The 17,053-nt window shown below is 45.1% G+C and carries 18 protein-coding genes and 1 pseudogene; 9 read left to right on the plus strand and 10 right to left on the minus strand.

The genetic code is table 11. The annotated features are described in order from the left end of the window. The first annotated feature begins 119 nt into the window (after positions 1-119). From MY523_RS07140 to MY523_RS07175, 8 genes and pseudogenes are all read left to right on the plus strand, one after another. On the plus strand, positions 120-893 hold the full coding sequence (locus MY523_RS07140; RefSeq protein WP_250658099.1) for an ATP-binding cassette domain-containing protein: 774 nt from the start codon (positions 120-122) through the stop codon (positions 891-893). Continuing rightward, entirely contained in the window at positions 886-1,746 is an 861-nt protein-coding gene (locus tag MY523_RS07145) for a metal ABC transporter permease (protein WP_250658100.1), read from the plus strand. Before MY523_RS07140 ends, MY523_RS07145 begins: the two co-directional genes overlap by 8 nt. A gap of 116 nt (positions 1,747-1,862) precedes the next feature. Further along, positions 1,863-2,540: a DUF1826 domain-containing protein gene (locus MY523_RS07150; protein WP_250658101.1), complete on the plus strand. Its 678-nt coding sequence runs from the start codon at positions 1,863-1,865 to the stop codon at positions 2,538-2,540. Between the two features lie 50 nt (positions 2,541-2,590). After that, the gene (locus MY523_RS07155; RefSeq protein ID WP_250658102.1) at positions 2,591-3,262 is read left to right on the plus strand and encodes a DUF1007 family protein; all 672 of its coding nucleotides are present in this window, start codon (positions 2,591-2,593) and stop codon (positions 3,260-3,262) included. Between the two features lie 26 nt (positions 3,263-3,288). Further along, positions 3,289-4,329, plus strand: coding sequence for a nickel/cobalt transporter (locus MY523_RS07160; RefSeq protein ID WP_250658103.1), 1,041 nt, complete (start codon positions 3,289-3,291; stop codon positions 4,327-4,329). Between the two features lie 177 nt (positions 4,330-4,506). Then, complete coding sequence (gene hisI, locus MY523_RS07165; RefSeq protein WP_250658104.1) at positions 4,507-4,926, plus strand: phosphoribosyl-AMP cyclohydrolase; 420 nt, start codon at positions 4,507-4,509, stop codon at positions 4,924-4,926. 33 nt (positions 4,927-4,959) lie between these two features. Further along, positions 4,960-5,115: pseudogene (locus tag MY523_RS07170) on the plus strand (GTP cyclohydrolase, FolE2/MptA family); the annotation flags it as partial. A 130-nt stretch (positions 5,116-5,245) separates the two neighbouring features. After that, positions 5,246-5,467 carry a hypothetical protein gene (locus MY523_RS07175; RefSeq protein ID WP_250658105.1) on the plus strand — a complete coding sequence of 74 codons (222 nt, stop codon included), beginning with the start codon at positions 5,246-5,248 and terminating at the stop codon, positions 5,465-5,467. A 347-nt stretch (positions 5,468-5,814) separates the two neighbouring features. Here the strand turns inward: MY523_RS07175 and MY523_RS07180 are convergent, their stop codons facing one another. The 5 genes from MY523_RS07180 to MY523_RS07200 form a co-directional block, all read right to left on the minus strand. After that, the gene (locus MY523_RS07180) at positions 5,815-7,518 is read right to left on the minus strand and encodes a protein adenylyltransferase SelO (RefSeq protein ID WP_370301437.1); all 1,704 of its coding nucleotides are present in this window, start codon (positions 7,516-7,518) and stop codon (positions 5,815-5,817) included. Between the two features lie 196 nt (positions 7,519-7,714). Next, on the minus strand, positions 7,715-8,545 hold the full coding sequence (locus MY523_RS07185; RefSeq protein ID WP_250658106.1) for a sulfite exporter TauE/SafE family protein: 831 nt from the start codon (positions 8,543-8,545) through the stop codon (positions 7,715-7,717). Beyond that, positions 8,532-9,632, minus strand: coding sequence for a methionine synthase (locus MY523_RS07190; protein WP_250658788.1), 1,101 nt, complete (start codon positions 9,630-9,632; stop codon positions 8,532-8,534). Before MY523_RS07190 ends, MY523_RS07185 begins: the two co-directional genes overlap by 14 nt. A gap of 26 nt (positions 9,633-9,658) precedes the next feature. Then, on the minus strand, positions 9,659-10,681 hold the full coding sequence (locus MY523_RS07195) for a DUF1852 domain-containing protein (protein ID WP_250658107.1): 1,023 nt from the start codon (positions 10,679-10,681) through the stop codon (positions 9,659-9,661). Positions 10,682-10,835: 154 nt separating this feature from the next. After that, entirely contained in the window at positions 10,836-11,744 is a 909-nt protein-coding gene (locus MY523_RS07200; RefSeq protein ID WP_250658108.1) for a LysR family transcriptional regulator, read from the minus strand. A 131-nt stretch (positions 11,745-11,875) separates the two neighbouring features. Between MY523_RS07200 and MY523_RS07205 the strand changes: the two genes are divergently transcribed. Continuing rightward, on the plus strand, positions 11,876-12,649 hold the full coding sequence (locus MY523_RS07205) for a ferredoxin reductase domain-containing protein (RefSeq protein WP_250658109.1): 774 nt from the start codon (positions 11,876-11,878) through the stop codon (positions 12,647-12,649). 14 nt (positions 12,650-12,663) lie between these two features. Here the strand turns inward: MY523_RS07205 and MY523_RS21915 are convergent, their stop codons facing one another. From MY523_RS21915 to MY523_RS07225, 5 genes are all read right to left on the minus strand, one after another. Then, positions 12,664-12,897, minus strand: coding sequence for a cysteine-rich CWC family protein (locus MY523_RS21915; RefSeq protein WP_370301438.1), 234 nt, complete (start codon positions 12,895-12,897; stop codon positions 12,664-12,666). A gap of 424 nt (positions 12,898-13,321) precedes the next feature. Further along, complete coding sequence (locus MY523_RS07210; RefSeq protein ID WP_250658110.1) at positions 13,322-14,545, minus strand: type II toxin-antitoxin system HipA family toxin; 1,224 nt, start codon at positions 14,543-14,545, stop codon at positions 13,322-13,324. Next, entirely contained in the window at positions 14,542-14,814 is a 273-nt protein-coding gene (locus MY523_RS07215; RefSeq protein ID WP_250658111.1) for a helix-turn-helix transcriptional regulator, read from the minus strand. The genes MY523_RS07210 and MY523_RS07215 overlap by 4 nt, the downstream gene beginning before the upstream one ends. 219 nt (positions 14,815-15,033) lie before the next feature. Further along, positions 15,034-15,738, minus strand: a complete 705-nt coding sequence (locus MY523_RS07220) for a crotonase/enoyl-CoA hydratase family protein (protein WP_250658112.1) — start codon at positions 15,736-15,738, stop codon at positions 15,034-15,036. 112 nt (positions 15,739-15,850) lie between these two features. Then, on the minus strand, positions 15,851-16,819 hold the full coding sequence (locus tag MY523_RS07225; protein ID WP_250658113.1) for an NAD(P)H-dependent flavin oxidoreductase: 969 nt from the start codon (positions 16,817-16,819) through the stop codon (positions 15,851-15,853). Positions 16,820-17,053: the final 234 nt, after the last annotated feature.

The raw sequence follows: 17,053 nt of genomic DNA on the forward strand, positions 1-17,053 counted from the left end.
GATCAATTAAAGGATATGATATATCATAACGTTTAGTTTTTGAGCTATGCAAATGAAAATCACTTACTCACAAAAAATTTGTGCGCGATGAGATTAAAAAATTTTGATGGGAGTGCTCGTTGAGTAACAAGCTAATTGAATGCGAATCGTTGTCTGTGCACTTTGGCCAGCGCCAGGTTCTGCATGATATTACGATGTCGGTTGAGAAGGGTGAAATAGTCACCGTTATCGGCCCAAATGGTTCCGGTAAGACGACGTTATTTAAAGCCTTAATTGGTGCCATTCAGCCGAGTGCAGGTGAGTTAAAAAAGTCGCCTGATCTGAAAGTCGGCTATGTTCCTCAGAAGTTGCATATCGATTCAACCCTTCCGATGACCGTAAAGCGGTTTATGAACTTACCGGCTGTTCATCGTCCAGCATCTGTTGCTAAGGCTTTGGAGCAAGCCGGCGTTCCTAACCTGGATAAGCAACAGGTGATGGATTTGTCTGGCGGGCAATTCCAGCGCGTGCTGCTTGCTAGAGGGTTATTGGGTTCACCCAATTTGCTGCTGCTTGATGAAGCCACGCAAGGCTTGGATCACCGAGGTATCGCCGACTTTTACCGGCAAATTGCAGACGTGCGAGAGAACTTAGGCTGCGGCATCGTGATGATCAGTCATGAATTGCATGTGGTGATGCGTCAAACTGATCGTGTTATTTGTTTGAATGGCCATATCTGTTGCCAGGGGAAGCCCGAGGTTGTTGGCGTTTCCCCCGAGTACCGAAGCTTGTTTGGTCTAGATAAAGACGAAGCAGCGCTATATCTTCATCAAAATCACCATCACTATTCTCACGCCAGGACGTACCCTGGCGTGCACGTCGCTACAGATACCGAGAGGGCTGACCATGTTTGATGATTTCCTGGTGCGAGCCACTCTGGCAAGTGTTGGTGTAGCCTTATCGGCCGCCGTTTTGGGATGTTTTGTGATCTGGCGGCGTATGGCTTACTTTGGTGATGCGACTGCTCATGCCGCAGTGCTTGGTATTGCGTTGTCACTCACTTTATCGGCACCGTTGTTTGTGAGCGTACTCGGTGTTTGTTTTATCATGGCCATGACGGTGTCTTCGCTCAACGGCAAAGGCTTTACCATGGATACCTTGCTTGGTGTTGTTTCCCATTCTTCGCTTGCAGTGGGCTTAGTCGCCGTCTCTTTTCTATCGGGTGTTCGCATTGATTTAATGTCCTATCTGTTTGGTGACATTTTGGCTGTTGGCAAAATGGATCTCATGGTGATCTGGGGCGGAGCACTAATTATATTGGCGTTGGTGGCTTGGCGGTGGTCAGGCTTATTACTCTCGACCCTGAATGAAGATCTCGCGCGGGCCAGTGGTTTTGACCCCAAACGAGAGCAACTGATTCTTTCCACTGCCTTGGCGGTCGTGGTTGCTGTGGCGATCAAAGTGGTTGGCGTGTTATTGATTACTGCCATGTTGATTATACCCGCGGCAACGGCGCGTCCATTCAGTAAAACTCCAGAAATGATGGCGGTCGTGGCAGCATGCCTGGGTGTGATGGCAAGTCTGGCCGGGTTACGTACGTCTTATGTTATGGATACGCCAACCGGGCCGACCATTGTTTGCATCAGCGCTTTGTTGTTCATCATTATCAATATTTTGTACAGATTACTTCCAAAGATTTCTTTATGGCAACTCCCCAACCCCGATGGCGGCGCTCACAGAGTGAATGGGGGAGAGGACAGGGTGTGACAGATAAAGACTCTGCATTAAATAACACAGCGATAGAAGCAGTACCTACCAATGTCAATACAGGCTTTCGCAGTAATTGATACCAAAACAGCCCATAGAATAAACAAGAGAGAATCATGAGACCTTATTACAGAACTTCTAACGAGAATATAGCCCTCATAGGCCATCGCAAGTCGTCAGAATCAAGTGAGCCAGAGGTACTGGCGGATATTTATGACTCTGCGAATAATATTGCAATCTGGAAGCGAGAATTAAACCAGGCCGTACTGTCCTCTGTTGATCAGCTCTTTGCCGAAACCCGTTCACTTAAAATTGAAGGTAGTGTAAGGCCTGAGTCGGCTAAAGCATTCTTACTCGATAAGTTAAAAGGATTGGCTTGGGCTGAACCCTTGAGTAGCGAAATTGCAGAACTGGTCGATATGTTTTGTTGTCTATTTGAGTTGGAAAATGCCGGGCTTCGGTTGACCATGCTTGATCATGCAATGTGTCCCCGATTCCATGTTGATAGAGTGCCGTGTCGTTTAGTCACCACGTTTAAAGGCTCTTCAACACAGTGGCTACCCCATGAAGCGGTTGATCGTTCGAAGTTGGGGCATGGCAATAATGGTCTACCTGATGAGGAGTCAGGTATTTATCAAGATGTTTCTGATATCCGCCAATTAACATCTGGTGATGTAGCCCTCCTAAAAGGTGAGCTATGGGAAGGCAATGAGAATGCCGGCTTAGTGCACCGTTCGCCAGGCGTTAAGCCCGGTGAAAAGCGCTTGTTACTTACGCTTGATTTTATCGGGTAAGGGAAAATGAGATGGGGCGAGTCCACAGTTAGAAATCAATTGTGTGTGTGATGATTGTATCAATACTACGGCTTAGTCAATTTACCATAATGCCTGTCTTTATAACTGCGGCACTGAGCTTTGGCACTTTGGTTCAAGCGCACCCGCATAACTGGATTGCATTGAACTCTAGCTTTGTTTTAGATGACAGGGCACGTCTAGTACAAGTCAACCAACGATGGGAGTTTGATTTTTATTACTCCTTGATGACGCATGCGGATCTGTTGAAGCAATACGGGAATGAAGAGTTAGGCTTGCGAGCGACCGCGGCGGACATGATCAAGAATCTCGAGTCATACCAGTACTTTTCTACACTGAAGTTGAATGGATCGCCTATTGAACTTGGGGTGCCCGATGAATATCAGCTCTCTACAATGAATGTAGAAGGGCAGTTGATACTGGTGCTAGAAATGACCTTTGATATAGAGACGGAAACAAAGATTGAAAATAAGACCTTAAGCTGGCAAGTGTATGATCCAACCTATTACATCGCCATGAACCACGCGACAGAGAAGAATATTAAGATCATTAGCGGAAATGCAACGGAATGTTCAACGAAACTTGAACTTCCCCAGCCCACAGATGATCAAATCGACTACGCACAAAGTCTGGATCAAACCCAGAACAACACAGACGGTTTGGGTGCAAGTTTTGCCGAAACAGCTTTTATTAACTGTATCTAGTTACTAAGCACAAAGAGAGAATCAGTGTGAATCGATTGACGACTCCCTTCCAGACATCCTATTTAACAATACTGCTAAAACTCGTTGTTCTAGTCTTGGTAATTGGTTTAGGTTTTACGATTTATACCGAATGGAACACATTCGTTGCGACGACGATAGAATACCAAAAGTCACTGCATGGGATGTTGGCGAGTCATATCAGTGCTGTGTCTGAAGACGTAATTGAATACGGCGGTGCACTTGTTGCCTTAAGCTTTTGTTATGGTGTGTTTCATGCGGTAGGGCCTGGTCATGGGAAGGCGGTTATCGTCACCTATTTGGGAACGAATAAAGAAAGTTTCAGAAAAGGTATTTTGATCTCTTTCGCGGCTGCGATATTGCAATCGGTGATTGCCATTACCCTGGTGAGCGGTTTAGCGAGAATTCTCCAGTTTAAATTAGCTGAGGTGCATAATTACGGAAACGGTATGGCGCTGGTAAGTTTCATATTGGTCATCATGCTTGGCGTGATGTTAGTTGTGGGAGCAATTAGACGTATGCTTAAACTTCACCGCTCAAGTGGGCAAAAAACGTATCACTCACATCAACAACACGCTCATAGTCAAGCCTACGAGCACGATCATGACCATCATCATGACCATTCAGCACATAGCCATACGCATGAACATAGTTCAGGTTGCGGCTGTTCTCACACGCATGTGCCGGAACAGAATGAATCAACTTTGCAAACACTGGCGGTCATTTTGTCGATGGGGTTTCGCCCTTGCTCCGGGGCTATTGTGGTCTTGATTTATGCGCATTTGGTGGGCGTTTATTCGTATGGCGTTATCGCTACTTTGATGATGGGAATTGGCACGGGGCTGTCGGTTAGTTTGCTCGCCATCGCAACGCTGTACGCGCGCTCTTGGCTACAGCGGTTTATAACAACCTCAGGTGGGGGGAGTGGGGGCTACCAGAACGCTTTTAGTCACTATGCACGTCTAGTTGGAGGCCTTGTGCTGATCGCATTGGGTTGGAGCTTTTATAGCGCTGCGTCGGCGATCAGTGCTGGGCACCCTTTGTTCTAGGTCTACCGTCATCACTTTTTATGAGGCAATGCTCGTAGAGTAACAGGGTAAGTAGGGTGGTAGAGGCGTAGCACGAGAATCGATAAGCTAAGTACATAACATTAATGATGTGATGTAACGTAGCGTTATAGTTCCAAGTTGTCGGCTAAGGGCTAAGGATTTATAGGAGATAAAAAGGTGTACCGTAAGTTTTTTCATTCGCTGGAAACAAAGACCGATGGAGATAGCGTGCGCTTAGATGAGGTGATCGAGAATTTGTCATTCAACGACTCAGGCTTGATACCCGTCATAACGCAAGACGCAACGAGTAAAACGGTTCTGATGATGGCATGGATGAACAAACCCTCACTGGAGAAGACCCTGGAAACGGGCCGGGTAACCTATTGGTCACGCAGCCGCAAAGCACTTTGGACAAAAGGGGAAACCAGTGGACATACCCAAGAGCTAGTGTCGATGCAATTTGATTGTGATGGCGATAGCGTGCTTTGCCTGGTGAATCAGGTTGGCTCAGCATGCCATACGCATCGCCCCGATTGTTTTTATCTAAAGGTCGACAATCAAGCCAAACATGTTCGTATCGTCGGTGACGGTAGTTAAGGGTTAGGCTGTTAACTGGCTGGTAGTCAGGTTATGAACGCGGAAAATCTCATGTTCTGTGAGGATGCAGCACGACGTATCAAAAATGGTTTGGATAGGATGGAATTTGTGACCGACTATTGGTTAAAAGTAGAACATCAAGAAAGTCTGCATGCACACAATGTCGTCGTGATAGATCAGAAGTATTAAACGAATTAAGAGTTTTAACGTATATAAGATAAAACAGAGTATTAACAACGGGCATTACATATATAACACAAGTGATAATGTACCTGACCTTAATTTACATTTGAGGAACCTGCACAGGAGAGCTAGAGCAATGATGGAAGGCCCAATTCCCCAGAACTATGATGAATGGCACCACTGTATTACCGTTGAATGTGGAATTCCTTTAACGCCCACATTTATAGATAAACGTATAGCAGCGATGCAAGACACAAATGACTTTAAAACAAAGCAGTTTATTCAACTATATGGCGCCCAATACCACCAGCGTGTATTAGCCTGGTTTCACCAAGCAAAAGAACAGGTAGAAGCATAAAAGGCCTAGGTACTAAATAGACCCAGGCAGCAATCAAATACTGCCGGTAAATACGGTCGGTTTTAGACATTCGTGGATGCTTTAAACCAGTGCCGAAAGCTTTAAAAAGAGAATACAACGTTATTATTCGGTTTTAATTCCCCCAGCTTTGGGTATTTCACTATTTCCTGTAATACAGATTACAGGAAATAGTAGTAAGGTTAATAGCACCCTAGTATTATTAAATTAGCCACTTTGTACGTAATGATTTGAATTTACTGAAATTATCGTGAGTTAGCTTCTTCCACTTTCGAGTCCAGTTTTGCTTTTATTACGCTGACCAGATTCAAGTAATGTAATACCACCTCTCAGGATGAGCAGCTATAGTGAGATATCCCACCGGCATTAAAAAAGGTTTTTGGTTTTAAGCGGTAGTATTTTTCTTCGACCGTTTTTGACTGTTCTTCATAGGGCTGGCTAAACACTTCTTGCAGCTCTCTAATTAACGAATAGTCGCCTTGCATTGCTTGCTCATAGGCTCGTACCACTAACCACTCACGCCAAGTATATTTTGGGTTGAGTCGCTTCATATTTTCGCTAACCGTTACCACATCACCTTGAGTAGCAACTAACGCTCGCCAGCTGTCTAGCCACAATTGCCACTCGTTATCGAGCGCCTCACTCGTCTCAACGTAAAAGCTTTTCTTTAAAGCCTGCATGCGAGATGGCACAGCCGATAGCTCACGAAAGAATATCGTGAAATCCACTTCTGAGCGCGTCATTAAGGCCAGTAGCTTTTGAAAGAGTTTGGGATCAAATTCCGCGAGGCCAAGCTTAGCTGCCCACATACGCTGAATTCGGCTTTGCATTTCATCTGCAAAGCCGCGGCGCACGTCATCCAGCTGCGCTAACCCTTCAGCGTCATCTGCGAGCAACGGCCGCACCGCTTTCCAAAACATATGAAAATTCGCCTCAGCGGCCGCGGGCTGATTAAAACTTGAAAAATGCTGGCCGCCACCGGTCCAGGGTTGAAATTCCGGGTCAAAATTTTCGCAAAAACCAAATGGGCCATAATCGAGTGTAAAGCCACCAGCAGCGCAGTTATCGCTATTAAAATTGCCTTGGCAGTAACCTACTCGAAGCCAGCCCGCGACTAGCGATGTTAGCCGCTGGCGAAACAATTTAGTCACCATGACGATTTGTTCATTAAAGCCACACGCTCGGTCAATCTCCTTTGAATATTCGCGCTCAATTAAATGGCTAACGATCATTTTTAATTCATCGCGTGCGTGCGGTCGCGAGGCGTTTCGCGTGCGACGGGAGAATAACTCTAACTGCCCGACGCGCAAAAATGACGGAGCTACGCGCGTTGAAATTGCAACCGGATTAGCCACTAAAATATCAGGGTCTTCAGAGCGGGAACCTTCGGAATACCATGGCCGCATAACAGTCTCTGATTGAGATACAAATAGCGTCAACGAGCGCGATGTAGGAATACCGAGTGCGTGCATAAACTCTTGGGCTAAAAACTCACGCACACTCGAGCGCAAAACGGCTCTACCATCAGCACCACGGCAATAGGGCGTCGGACCGCCCCCTTTTAATTGCATCTCCCAACGATTGCCATCAATTAATGCTTCAAAAACCGAAATCGCGCGGCCATCACCATAGCCATTACCAGTACCGAACGGGCATTGCTGAGTATATTCGGTGCCATAAATTGACAGTGCGTAACCGGTTGCCCAACCGACTTTACGCATTGGTGGCCGAGCCACGGAAATATCGCCCGAAAATAGTCGGCAAAAATTGTCGTCATTAATGAGCTTGTCACTTAAGCCCAGCTCATTAAATAACGTAGGGCTATGAGCAACATACTTTGGTGCAGCTAAAGGCGACGGAGTGACCGGCACAAAGTGCCCTGAATAGACTTGGCGCGCGCGGTGATCGCCACCATCGCTTGTCGCATCAGGGTCGGCAGTTAAATTGTCCATCAGCGAGTAGTTCGCTAGCTTTGCAAGCTCGTCAAAGGTCGTAACCCAAGCTTTGGTCGGTTGTGATGGCTCGGTTATCAATTATGGCTCCCTATTGTCATTGAATATTGCATTAGACATCGAAATTATAATACGCCGTTTAAATGCCCACCGCTACAATGCTATTAAGGAACTGACACTCCCTGTTGCGTCAACGTTTTTGCCGTCCACATCAATGGGATACCAATAATTGAGGTGTAATCTTCGCAATCAATGGATTCAAATAAGCTAATATCGTCTACATCGCTAACTGAACCAACATTCGAATACCGGTAATAAGCAATACGACTGCAAATATTCTTTTCAGTTTGGCCGCATTCAATCTAGCCGCTAGCGAAGCGCCGACTGGTGCAAAGAAAACGGTAAGCGGGACAATACAGATGAAACCAATCAAATTTACGAGCCCAAATGTACCGACGGGAGCATCGCTTGGCGTGGTTCCTAGAAGCAGCATTGTCAACGCACCTGGTAAGGATATGATCAAACCAATTGCGGCGGCTGTACCAACCGCTTTGTGAGCCGGATAGCTATACAAGGTAAGCAAGGGGACGGATATTGTACCGCCACCGATACCAACCATAGAACTAAAAAGACCAACGGATGTGCCCATTGCCTTCTGCCCTGACTTTCCAGGCAAACTTGCAAAGAGCGCCGACTTTCCAGTTCTGAATAACATATTGAGTGCAGATAAAGTCGCAATTACACCAAATAGCATCGTAAACCAACTACCATCGACGCGAGTGACTAACCAACTGCCCGCCAATACGCCAACAAGTATGAATGCGGCCCAACGTTTTAGCAGGTCAAAATCTACGTTACCTTTACTGTGATGAGAGCGAATGGAGCTAATTGAAGTGGGCACGATCGTCGCCAAGGAAGTAGCTGTTGCAATCACCATGGAAGACTCGGGCGATACACCAAAGCTCTGAAATAAAAAAAACAATACAGGTACAATGACGATTCCGCCGCCAACACCTAGCAAACCGGCAAGAATGCCGGCAAATACGCCTGTCGCTAACAGAGCTAAAAAGGTGGAAAAATTCTGTGTTAAAAATTCAATGATACTCATTAGTGACTACTTCTGCTTCGAGCGGTTTATCTAGGTTTTCATCGTACTGTTTTGGCTTTGAGGCCACCAATTCTCGTCGGACGATATCGGCACCAGCGCATAAGGCCTCGAGTTTGGCCCTTGCAACGTGTCGGGGCAACGGCGCCATGCCACAATTGGTACACGGATACAGCTTGTCCGCATCGACATATTTCAAAGCACCTCGCAAGGTTTCGGCAACCTCTTCGGGTGTTTCGATGGTTTCATTTGCTACATCAATGGCACCGACCATCACTTTCTTGCCTCGAATAAGTTCAAGAACTTCAACCGGCACGCGACCGTTATGGCACTCTAATGAAACAATATCGATATTAGATTCTCGTAACGATGGAAAGGTCTCTTCATACTGTCGCCACTCCGAACCTAAGGTCTTCTTCCAATCTGTATTGGCTTTAATGCCATAGCCATAACAAATGTGTACGGCGGTTTCACACTTCAGCCCCTCAATCGCTCTTTCTAAACACTTAATGCCCCATTCGTTCACCTCATCGATGAAGACATTAAATGCAGGCTCGTCAAACTGGATAATATCTACACCAGCTGCCTCTAGCTCTTTAGCCTCTTCGTTTAGCGCGACGGCGAATTCCCAGGCCAAATTTTCACGGCTTTTATAGTGCTCGTCGTAAAGCGTGTCCACCATAGTCATAGGACCGGGAAGCGCCCATTTTATTGGCTGTTTGGTTTGTTTGCGTAAGAACTTCGCATCGTCAACAAACACAGATTTCTGGCGACTCACTGGTCCAATAACAGTTGGCACACTGGCGTCGTAACGATTGCGAATTCTAACCGTTTTGCGCTTGTCGAAATCAACGCCGATCAGGTTCTCTATGAAAGTGGTTACAAAATGCTGACGCGTTTGCTCACCGTCACTTACGATATCAATACCCGCACTCTCTTGCTCCTGCAAGGTAACGCGTAGTGCATCTTGTTTACCGGAGACTAACTCCTCGACTTCCAGCTTCCAAGGCGACCAGAGCGTCTCCGGCTCAGCTAACCATGAAGGCTTGGGTAAGCTGCCAGCCGTCGAAGTAGGTAATAATTTTTTCATCATTAATTTCCGTTTACTGAGGCAACTTACGAGGCACGATTTTGCAAATAATGGTTTGGTGAAGAGTCGTTTGATGAAGAATAGTTTTCAGACCATTTATCTAGAACAGTCTGGTAGGGTTTGATGAAATGCTCCTCGGCAAACTTACCTTGCTTAATCGCCAACTGACTGCGCTCCTGTCTGTCATAAACAATTTGCGTTAATGAGTGATCTGAATGCTTCAATTTTGGCTGATAGTGATTACCCGCCACCGCGTTAGCATTATAAATTTCAGGGCGATAGATTTTTTGGAATGTCTCCATCGTACTGATGGTACTAATCAACTCCAGATTGGTGTAATCGCTAAGCAAGTCGCTAAAAAAGTAAAATGCGAGCGGTGCCACACTATTTGGCGGCATAAAATAGCGAACCTCAAAGCCCATTTTCTTAAAGTACTGTTCAGTCAACGAGGACTCGTTTGGTAGGTACTCGATACCCAATACTGGATGGTGGTTTTCTGTGCGATGATAAATCTTGTTGTCGGACACGCTCAGACAAATCACAGGTGGCTTGTTAAAGTTCTTTTTGTAAGTATCCGAGCAGATAAAATCTTTGAATAGATTGCCATGCAGATCACCGAAATTATCAGGAATACTGAATTGATCTTGGCCTTTGTTATGATCCAACAGCAGCACGCTAAAGTCGTAATCGCGGACATAAGAAGAGAAGTTATTCCCTACGATACCTTCGATTCTTTTATTCGTAAGGTGATCAACAATATAGGTCTTGAGTATTTCTATTGATGGAAATTTTTCTCCATTTCCTTCGATATCCATGTCGACCGAGATAATCTCCAGATCAACTGAATAGCGATCTCCTTTCGGGTTATCCCAATTAGCCAGTGCATTGAAGCGGCTATCAACCATTCTCAAGGCGTTGCGCAGATTCTCTTGACGGCTTTCACCTCTCGCCAAGTTAGCGAAATTCGTTGTGATTCGAGTGCTATCTGATGGCCGATAATTTTCATCGAAACGAATACTTTTTATTGTGTATGTAAAACCTTTTCTCATGGTGACCTGACCTCCTGTATAAATACTATGCCGCGTTAAAAGCTGGATATAGTTATACTTAGATCACTACATGAATAAAATTGATTTTATTTCATTATTTTATGAATTATTCTCATGCGTAATTTGAGCGAGAATATAAAACCTAGCGAGAAACCTAGGTTTTACTGGTTGAAATCGGATGTTCGTAGCCGCGTGCCATATCAATGAATGCGTTGAGGTATTCGATATCACCATCACTTTCACGCGTTCCTAAAAATATCTGCTTAGCAATACCCTCTTTACCCAAACGCACCACAGCTAAAGGTAGCTTTTTACAATATTCCTCTGCTAACCAACGTGGTAGCGCTGCCACGCCCCGACCACAAGCGACCATTTGCAGCATGATCTCAGTAGTTTCACTGGTTTTGTGAAGTCTGGGAACCACGCCCGCTGGATTTAGAAATAGACTATAGATATCGAGTCGATCAGTAGCGACTGGATAGGTTAGTAGAACTTGATCTCTTAAATCTTCTGCTTTTGCATACTGGCATCCTACTAAATTGTGATCCCGAGGCACGACTAAAACCTGCTCGTAATCAAATACAGGCGTGAAACTAAGGCCACTTTTATAAAATGGATCTGGTGTCACCAATAGGTCAATTTCGTAATCTAACAGTGCCCCCACTCCACCGAACTGGAACTTCTGCTTTACATCTACATCCACATCCGGCCAGGCATCCAGGAATGGAGAAACGATTTTTAACAACCACTGATAACAGGGATGACATTCCATACCAATTCGCAAAGTGCCTCGCTCACCTTGAGCCATTTGTTTGAGCTTCTCTTCAGCATGATCTAGTAAGGGGAGTACTCGATTCGCGATATTTAAAAGATAGCGGCCTGACTGAGTGAGGCGCAAACTGCGCCCTTCTCTCAACCAAATGTCGGCGCCTAGATTATCTTCCAGCTTTCGCATTGTGTGACTCAGAGCGGATTGCGTCACGCAAAGCGCTTTGGCAGCCGCCGTTAGTGAGCCGTTCTGTTCAACTGCGTGCAGAATTCTAAGGTGCGTACGTTCAATCATAGTTAAGTTTAGTAAATATCATTCATGAGACATATTAATCGGTACGTGAAAATATACCATTTTTACTCATCATAAAAGTACTTTAAGCTTTCTAGAAATAGATTATTAAGGTAGTGATTGTGGATTTCCATATGAATAAAGTCGCGAATAAAGTTACGCATGAATGTCAGGTCTTGAGCGTAGAACCCTTGACCGAAGATACCTTTGAGGTCGAATTGCTTTCGTCTACCGGTACAACGCTGAATTATCATGCAGGACAATACCTGCAGCTGGAACTCGATATAAATGGTGGAGGGAAACCACAGGCCTTATTTTATTCCATTGCGAATAGCTGCAATCCAAACCACGCTTGTCGCCTGCAGCTTTTTATTCAGAACAGCAGTGAGTTAACCAGTAAAATATTGAAGCACCTTGCTGAGCGTAGTAACGATGAGTCGCAGATATCCGTGACACTGCCAATGGGGCAAGCTTTTTTGCAAACCGACCTTGGACAGCGCCATCTGCTGATTGCCTCTGGATCAGGCATAGCCAAGATTAAATGCTTAACCGAAGAAGCACTGGCAAGGCAGCCTAACGCCGAGATTAACATCTATTGGTCGAATAGAAATATCGACGATTTCTACCTGTTAGACCAATTTCAACGCTGGGTAAAACAACATAAGAACCTCACCTTCACCCCTATCTTAGAAACAGTAAATAATGAATGGAATGGCCGCTATGGTTATATCTATAAGGTTATCGAGCAAGATTTTGAAGAACTCGATAAAACCAATATTTATCTATGCGGCTCTCCCCAAATGGTATACGGCACTATCGATAAGCTGAAGCCAATAGGTCTTAACGAAGCAAATTGCTACTCTGATGTTTTTGAATACGCGCCTAGAGAGCGAAGAATAGCGATCTAAAAAACACGGCTGAATTAGGTTAACTCTGCGGACTCATCAAGTGTGTATAAATCTTCGTTCTCAGGTAATGATGCCTTGATCTCTCGCAAACAAGAATGACACAAACAGCCTTGCCAATGCTCTGAGATAAATGCCATTTGTTCTCTAGACAAGTGAACATCACTACAGTGGCAAATTGTGATTGACCCCATTTTGCATTCAAATGGTGATCCACAACGTGGGCATCTGATTTCTTCGTGGTTCGGCATATATTTTTTCAACGCATTTAAACTGGTAAAACAGTGCTTTCACCAAGATAAAGATAGAAACAACGCAAGGTTTGCTTTATGAAACCATGCCAGTACATTCTGATGGTGCTGAGATCCATAAAGCTGAACAAATTGTCTAGTTTTATCCGTGGTGCATTTAGGAATTTTAGAAAAGAGTAAGTCACTCACCCTCATAAAGAGGTTACCAATAATTGTCGAGAAAAATGGTAACGAGATTTTACCGTTTATAAAATGTCCGATATTCACAAATACCGGACATTTTATGGCTTATCTCCTTAAAAGTATGATTGCTTGATGCTCGATATAAAATAGAAGAATAACCTTAAAACCATATGTTAGCTATAAGCTTACTGAGCTTATTTTTCCTTAACTCTCTATTGTTGGTGGCCCATAGAGATGGCTGTTAATCCTCCACCATCTTGCTAAACCGTCTCAACGTGTTTTCATCAACATCTGCTGCTTTTAATAAATCAGGCCATTGACGTACCGCATCTTGAACATTTTTAGCGACTTTAAGGCTTGCCGATTTACCCATCCCGAGCGTTTTTCCCGCTTCAACGGCTTGGTCCAGTTTTGGAAGAAATGGCTTTCCTGCTAACGTAATCTGGTGATATGCCCCCATGGTTTCGTCAGGCACAATGTCGTAGGCTGGGCTCAAATTCCATCCAACACCATCGTGAAGCAGTGAAAAATTGCGCAGGTGGTCATCCGTATTACGTAAGACGCTATTAATTAAGAGTTGCCCTAATAACTGCTGCAAGTCTTTAACAGGGTCTTCACAATAGGTTTTTATCAAGTCGGCAATATCTTCATATCGACCTTGGTGTGGATCTTCCTGAGAATAAACCTCTTTAAGCAAAGCGTTACAGGTTAACAGATGTAAGCGCCCTCCTTTGGGTGAAATATCAAAGCGTTTTACCCTTAAGCAGCGGTGTGGGCCGACAGTTCCAATATTAGCTTCCGGTACATTTAAACCGGCTAACTTAACCAATTGAAGGCATGCCCACTCGACCGCTGCCATATCAAAGCTATCTTGAACGCGGTTAAATTTGGCCAGCCACTCTTCTCCCTGATCATTGACTAATAACTTGGGTCTTGCCCCGCCAGTTCGACTGCCGCCCGACAGGAGTAATGAAAGGCTCTGATCCGCTTTCGCCAACAGTTCCCAGTCTCCGTTCCATACTGCATCAGCTAGGCTGCTAATGCTCGAGTAATCTACGCCGCTTTGCCAATCCGGTGTTCCGTTTATAGATGCAGAGACGATCTTTACATCGCCCATTGCTGCGCCCGTTAAATGATTCATCAACGTCAGCGTGTCCACATGTCGAACGCCTAATCTGGCAGCCACAATTCGTCTGCCCCAGTCATCGGGTAGGCAGTCATCAATAAAGCCTGGTAGCTGGCGGCCAGCGGTCTCATAATCCAGCCTTTGTTGTGTCAACGGTGCATGATGGGGGTCGAGAGGAATAGCGCTTGGGTGGCTGAGGTAGTCAGCATCATACTTAAACTGAATATTGTTTATTCGTCCGTTTGGCAGTTGCTCTAATGCAAGCGCGCCTGCTTTTATCACGTCCCCATCAGGCAAACAACGCCATAGATAAAAGCCCTCTCGCCTGCTGGCACTCATAGATCAAGCTCCTTGAGTAAATCAGTTTTCTCTTTGGGAGGGAGAAATAGAAGATTTATTTGATCTTCAAGGCCAAACAGACGAGCAGCAGCCAAATAGCTCCCCAACGATATAGTCGAATCGCCCTTTTCCATTTTTTGATAGGTGGCTCGACTAACGTTGATGCGCGCAGCAAAACGTCGCTGATCATCACGTGGGAAGTAGCGTTTTCGTGCGTTTTTTAGATTTAAGCCCAAGTTATGAAGTGTGGAGTCATCGGTTTGAGGCATAACTAACACATCCTATCGATAAGGTAATGCCTAATAAAATAGGCTAATTATTTAAATGTGTCAATTTAGTATAATATAATAGGCTTTTTAGCTGTGTCGAGAATGCTTGATTCGGTGCTAAATGGGTCGGTGTTTTGCGGGTTTTGGCGTGTTTAAAATGATAAAGCCCAACCTGCCAAGCCTAACAGACAGGCTCTTGGGTTGAGCTTTATCAGCCTTTTATTTATTTAAGGCAGCCATCTGCTCTTTGTAATCTTGCTCAATGGCTTCATCAATGGTCTTTAACAAACCTGCACGCATTTTTAACTTGGTAGCCTTGTGTGCATGAAGGTTTAAATCAGCCAAACGCTTTGCTTCATCGAGTGCGGCCTTCATCAATTCGTCCGCAGGTACAATTTTGTCCAAAAAGCCGCCTTGAACAGCTTCTTCCGGCGAGTACATTTGGGCATTATTAACCGCTGTTTGAAAGAAAGACGGTGTTAATCGAGCACGCGGTAGCTCAATGCCGAAGTGGTGCATGGTCATACCGATCTTAACTTCACTAAGCCCTAATTGAAACGGGCCATCAACCCCAATGCGGTAGTCACATGCCATCAATGTGAAACAGCCTTGCGCAATTGCATGGCCTGTGCAGACGCCGACTACAGGCATAGGGAAAGCCAGCAGTCGTCGGCAAAGCAACGAGCCTGCTTTAACCATTTCAACACCGGCAACCGCGTCTGCCTGAAAGACCTTTAGGTCAAAGCCAGCTGAGAATATTCCGGGCTGGCCAACAATCATTACGACTGCTTTGTCCTGCTCTGCTTTATCCAATGCGTCATTAATCGCTGCGATATGGTCTGGGGACATCGCGTTCACCTTGCCGTTTTGCAAGGTAATGGTTGCGATCTTTCCGTCTAACTGGTAATTAACCAAATCCGTCATGTTTATCTCTCTGTTCTTTTCTCTACAGTATTATGTGTAAATATGGGGCTAACCAATAGCACATATTAGAAACGTCAACACTCCCTAGGGAATATAACGTTATCCTTCTATGCTACGCCATCATAGCGGCAAATCGTTCATTAATAATGTTTTTGGCTTCTGACATGATATTTTCTACCAGTTTGCTGCAAGTGGGTATATCGTCAACCAAACCACCGCACATCCCGAAGGTGACCATTCCGGCATCAACATCGCCGGTACTCCAGGCAATATCCTGCATTTTACCTGACACCAAACCATGAACCTGAGAGAAGTCACCACCGGCCTTTTCAATTTCTAAAACTTTCAAGGCTACGCTGTTTTTGTATACCCGAGCGGTGTTTTTGTAACTACGAAAAATAAGTGCAGTCTGGGTTTCATCCATATCAACAATCGATTTCTTAACATTCTCATGCACAGGGGCTTCTTGAGTCGCCAAAAAGCGAGTGCCCATGTTGATACCTTCTGCCCCTAATGCGAGTGCAGCAGCTAAACCGCGGCCGTCTGCTATGCCCCCTGAAGCGATGATTGGAATAGAGAGCTTTTTGGCCGCAGCAGGAATCAGCACCAACCCTGGTACATCTTCTTCGCCAGGGTGCCCTGCACATTCAAAACCATCAATACTCACTGCAGCCACCCCTAATCGTTCAGCTTTCAGTGCATGGCGAACGGCTACGCATTTATGAATGACTTTGATGCCATGCGCGTTGAATTTTTCCATAAAGGGCTCTGGGCTTCGACCAGCCGTTTCAACAATCTTTACCCCGCTCTCACAAATAACGTCCACATAGTCGTCATAGTTAATTTCTGATGCAACCACACCTACCGTGAGGTTTACCGCAAATGGCTTGTCAGTTAATGACTGGCATTTTTTAATCTCGGCCTTGAGTAATTCCGGGGTGGGCAAAGTCAGTGCCGTCATGGTGCCCAGCGCACCGGCATTTGATACCGCAGCAGCTAATTCCGCTGTGCCTACGCGCATCATACCGCCGCAAATAATAGGTTTCTCAATTCCGAGTAATTCTGTTAAACGGGTTTTCATCAAATTCTATCCTGTTTTGTGTCTCATGTTAGCTATCCCCTCTTTCGGCTGTCAGGGGTGGCGCGATATATTAACGTAATTTTAAGGAGAGAACTTTAAATAAAAGCGGTAAGTAATAGACGGCATAAATAACTGGTGAAAGTCTGGTATGAAAATATAAATTGGGGCTGCCCAAGAGTACTATGTTTATCACCCTTTGGTAGCCTGAAACACACGTCATTTACATGTGCTAAG

The organism is Alkalimarinus coralli, assembly GCF_023650515.1.
Taxonomy (GTDB): Bacteria; Pseudomonadota; Gammaproteobacteria; order Pseudomonadales; family Oleiphilaceae; genus Alkalimarinus; species Alkalimarinus coralli.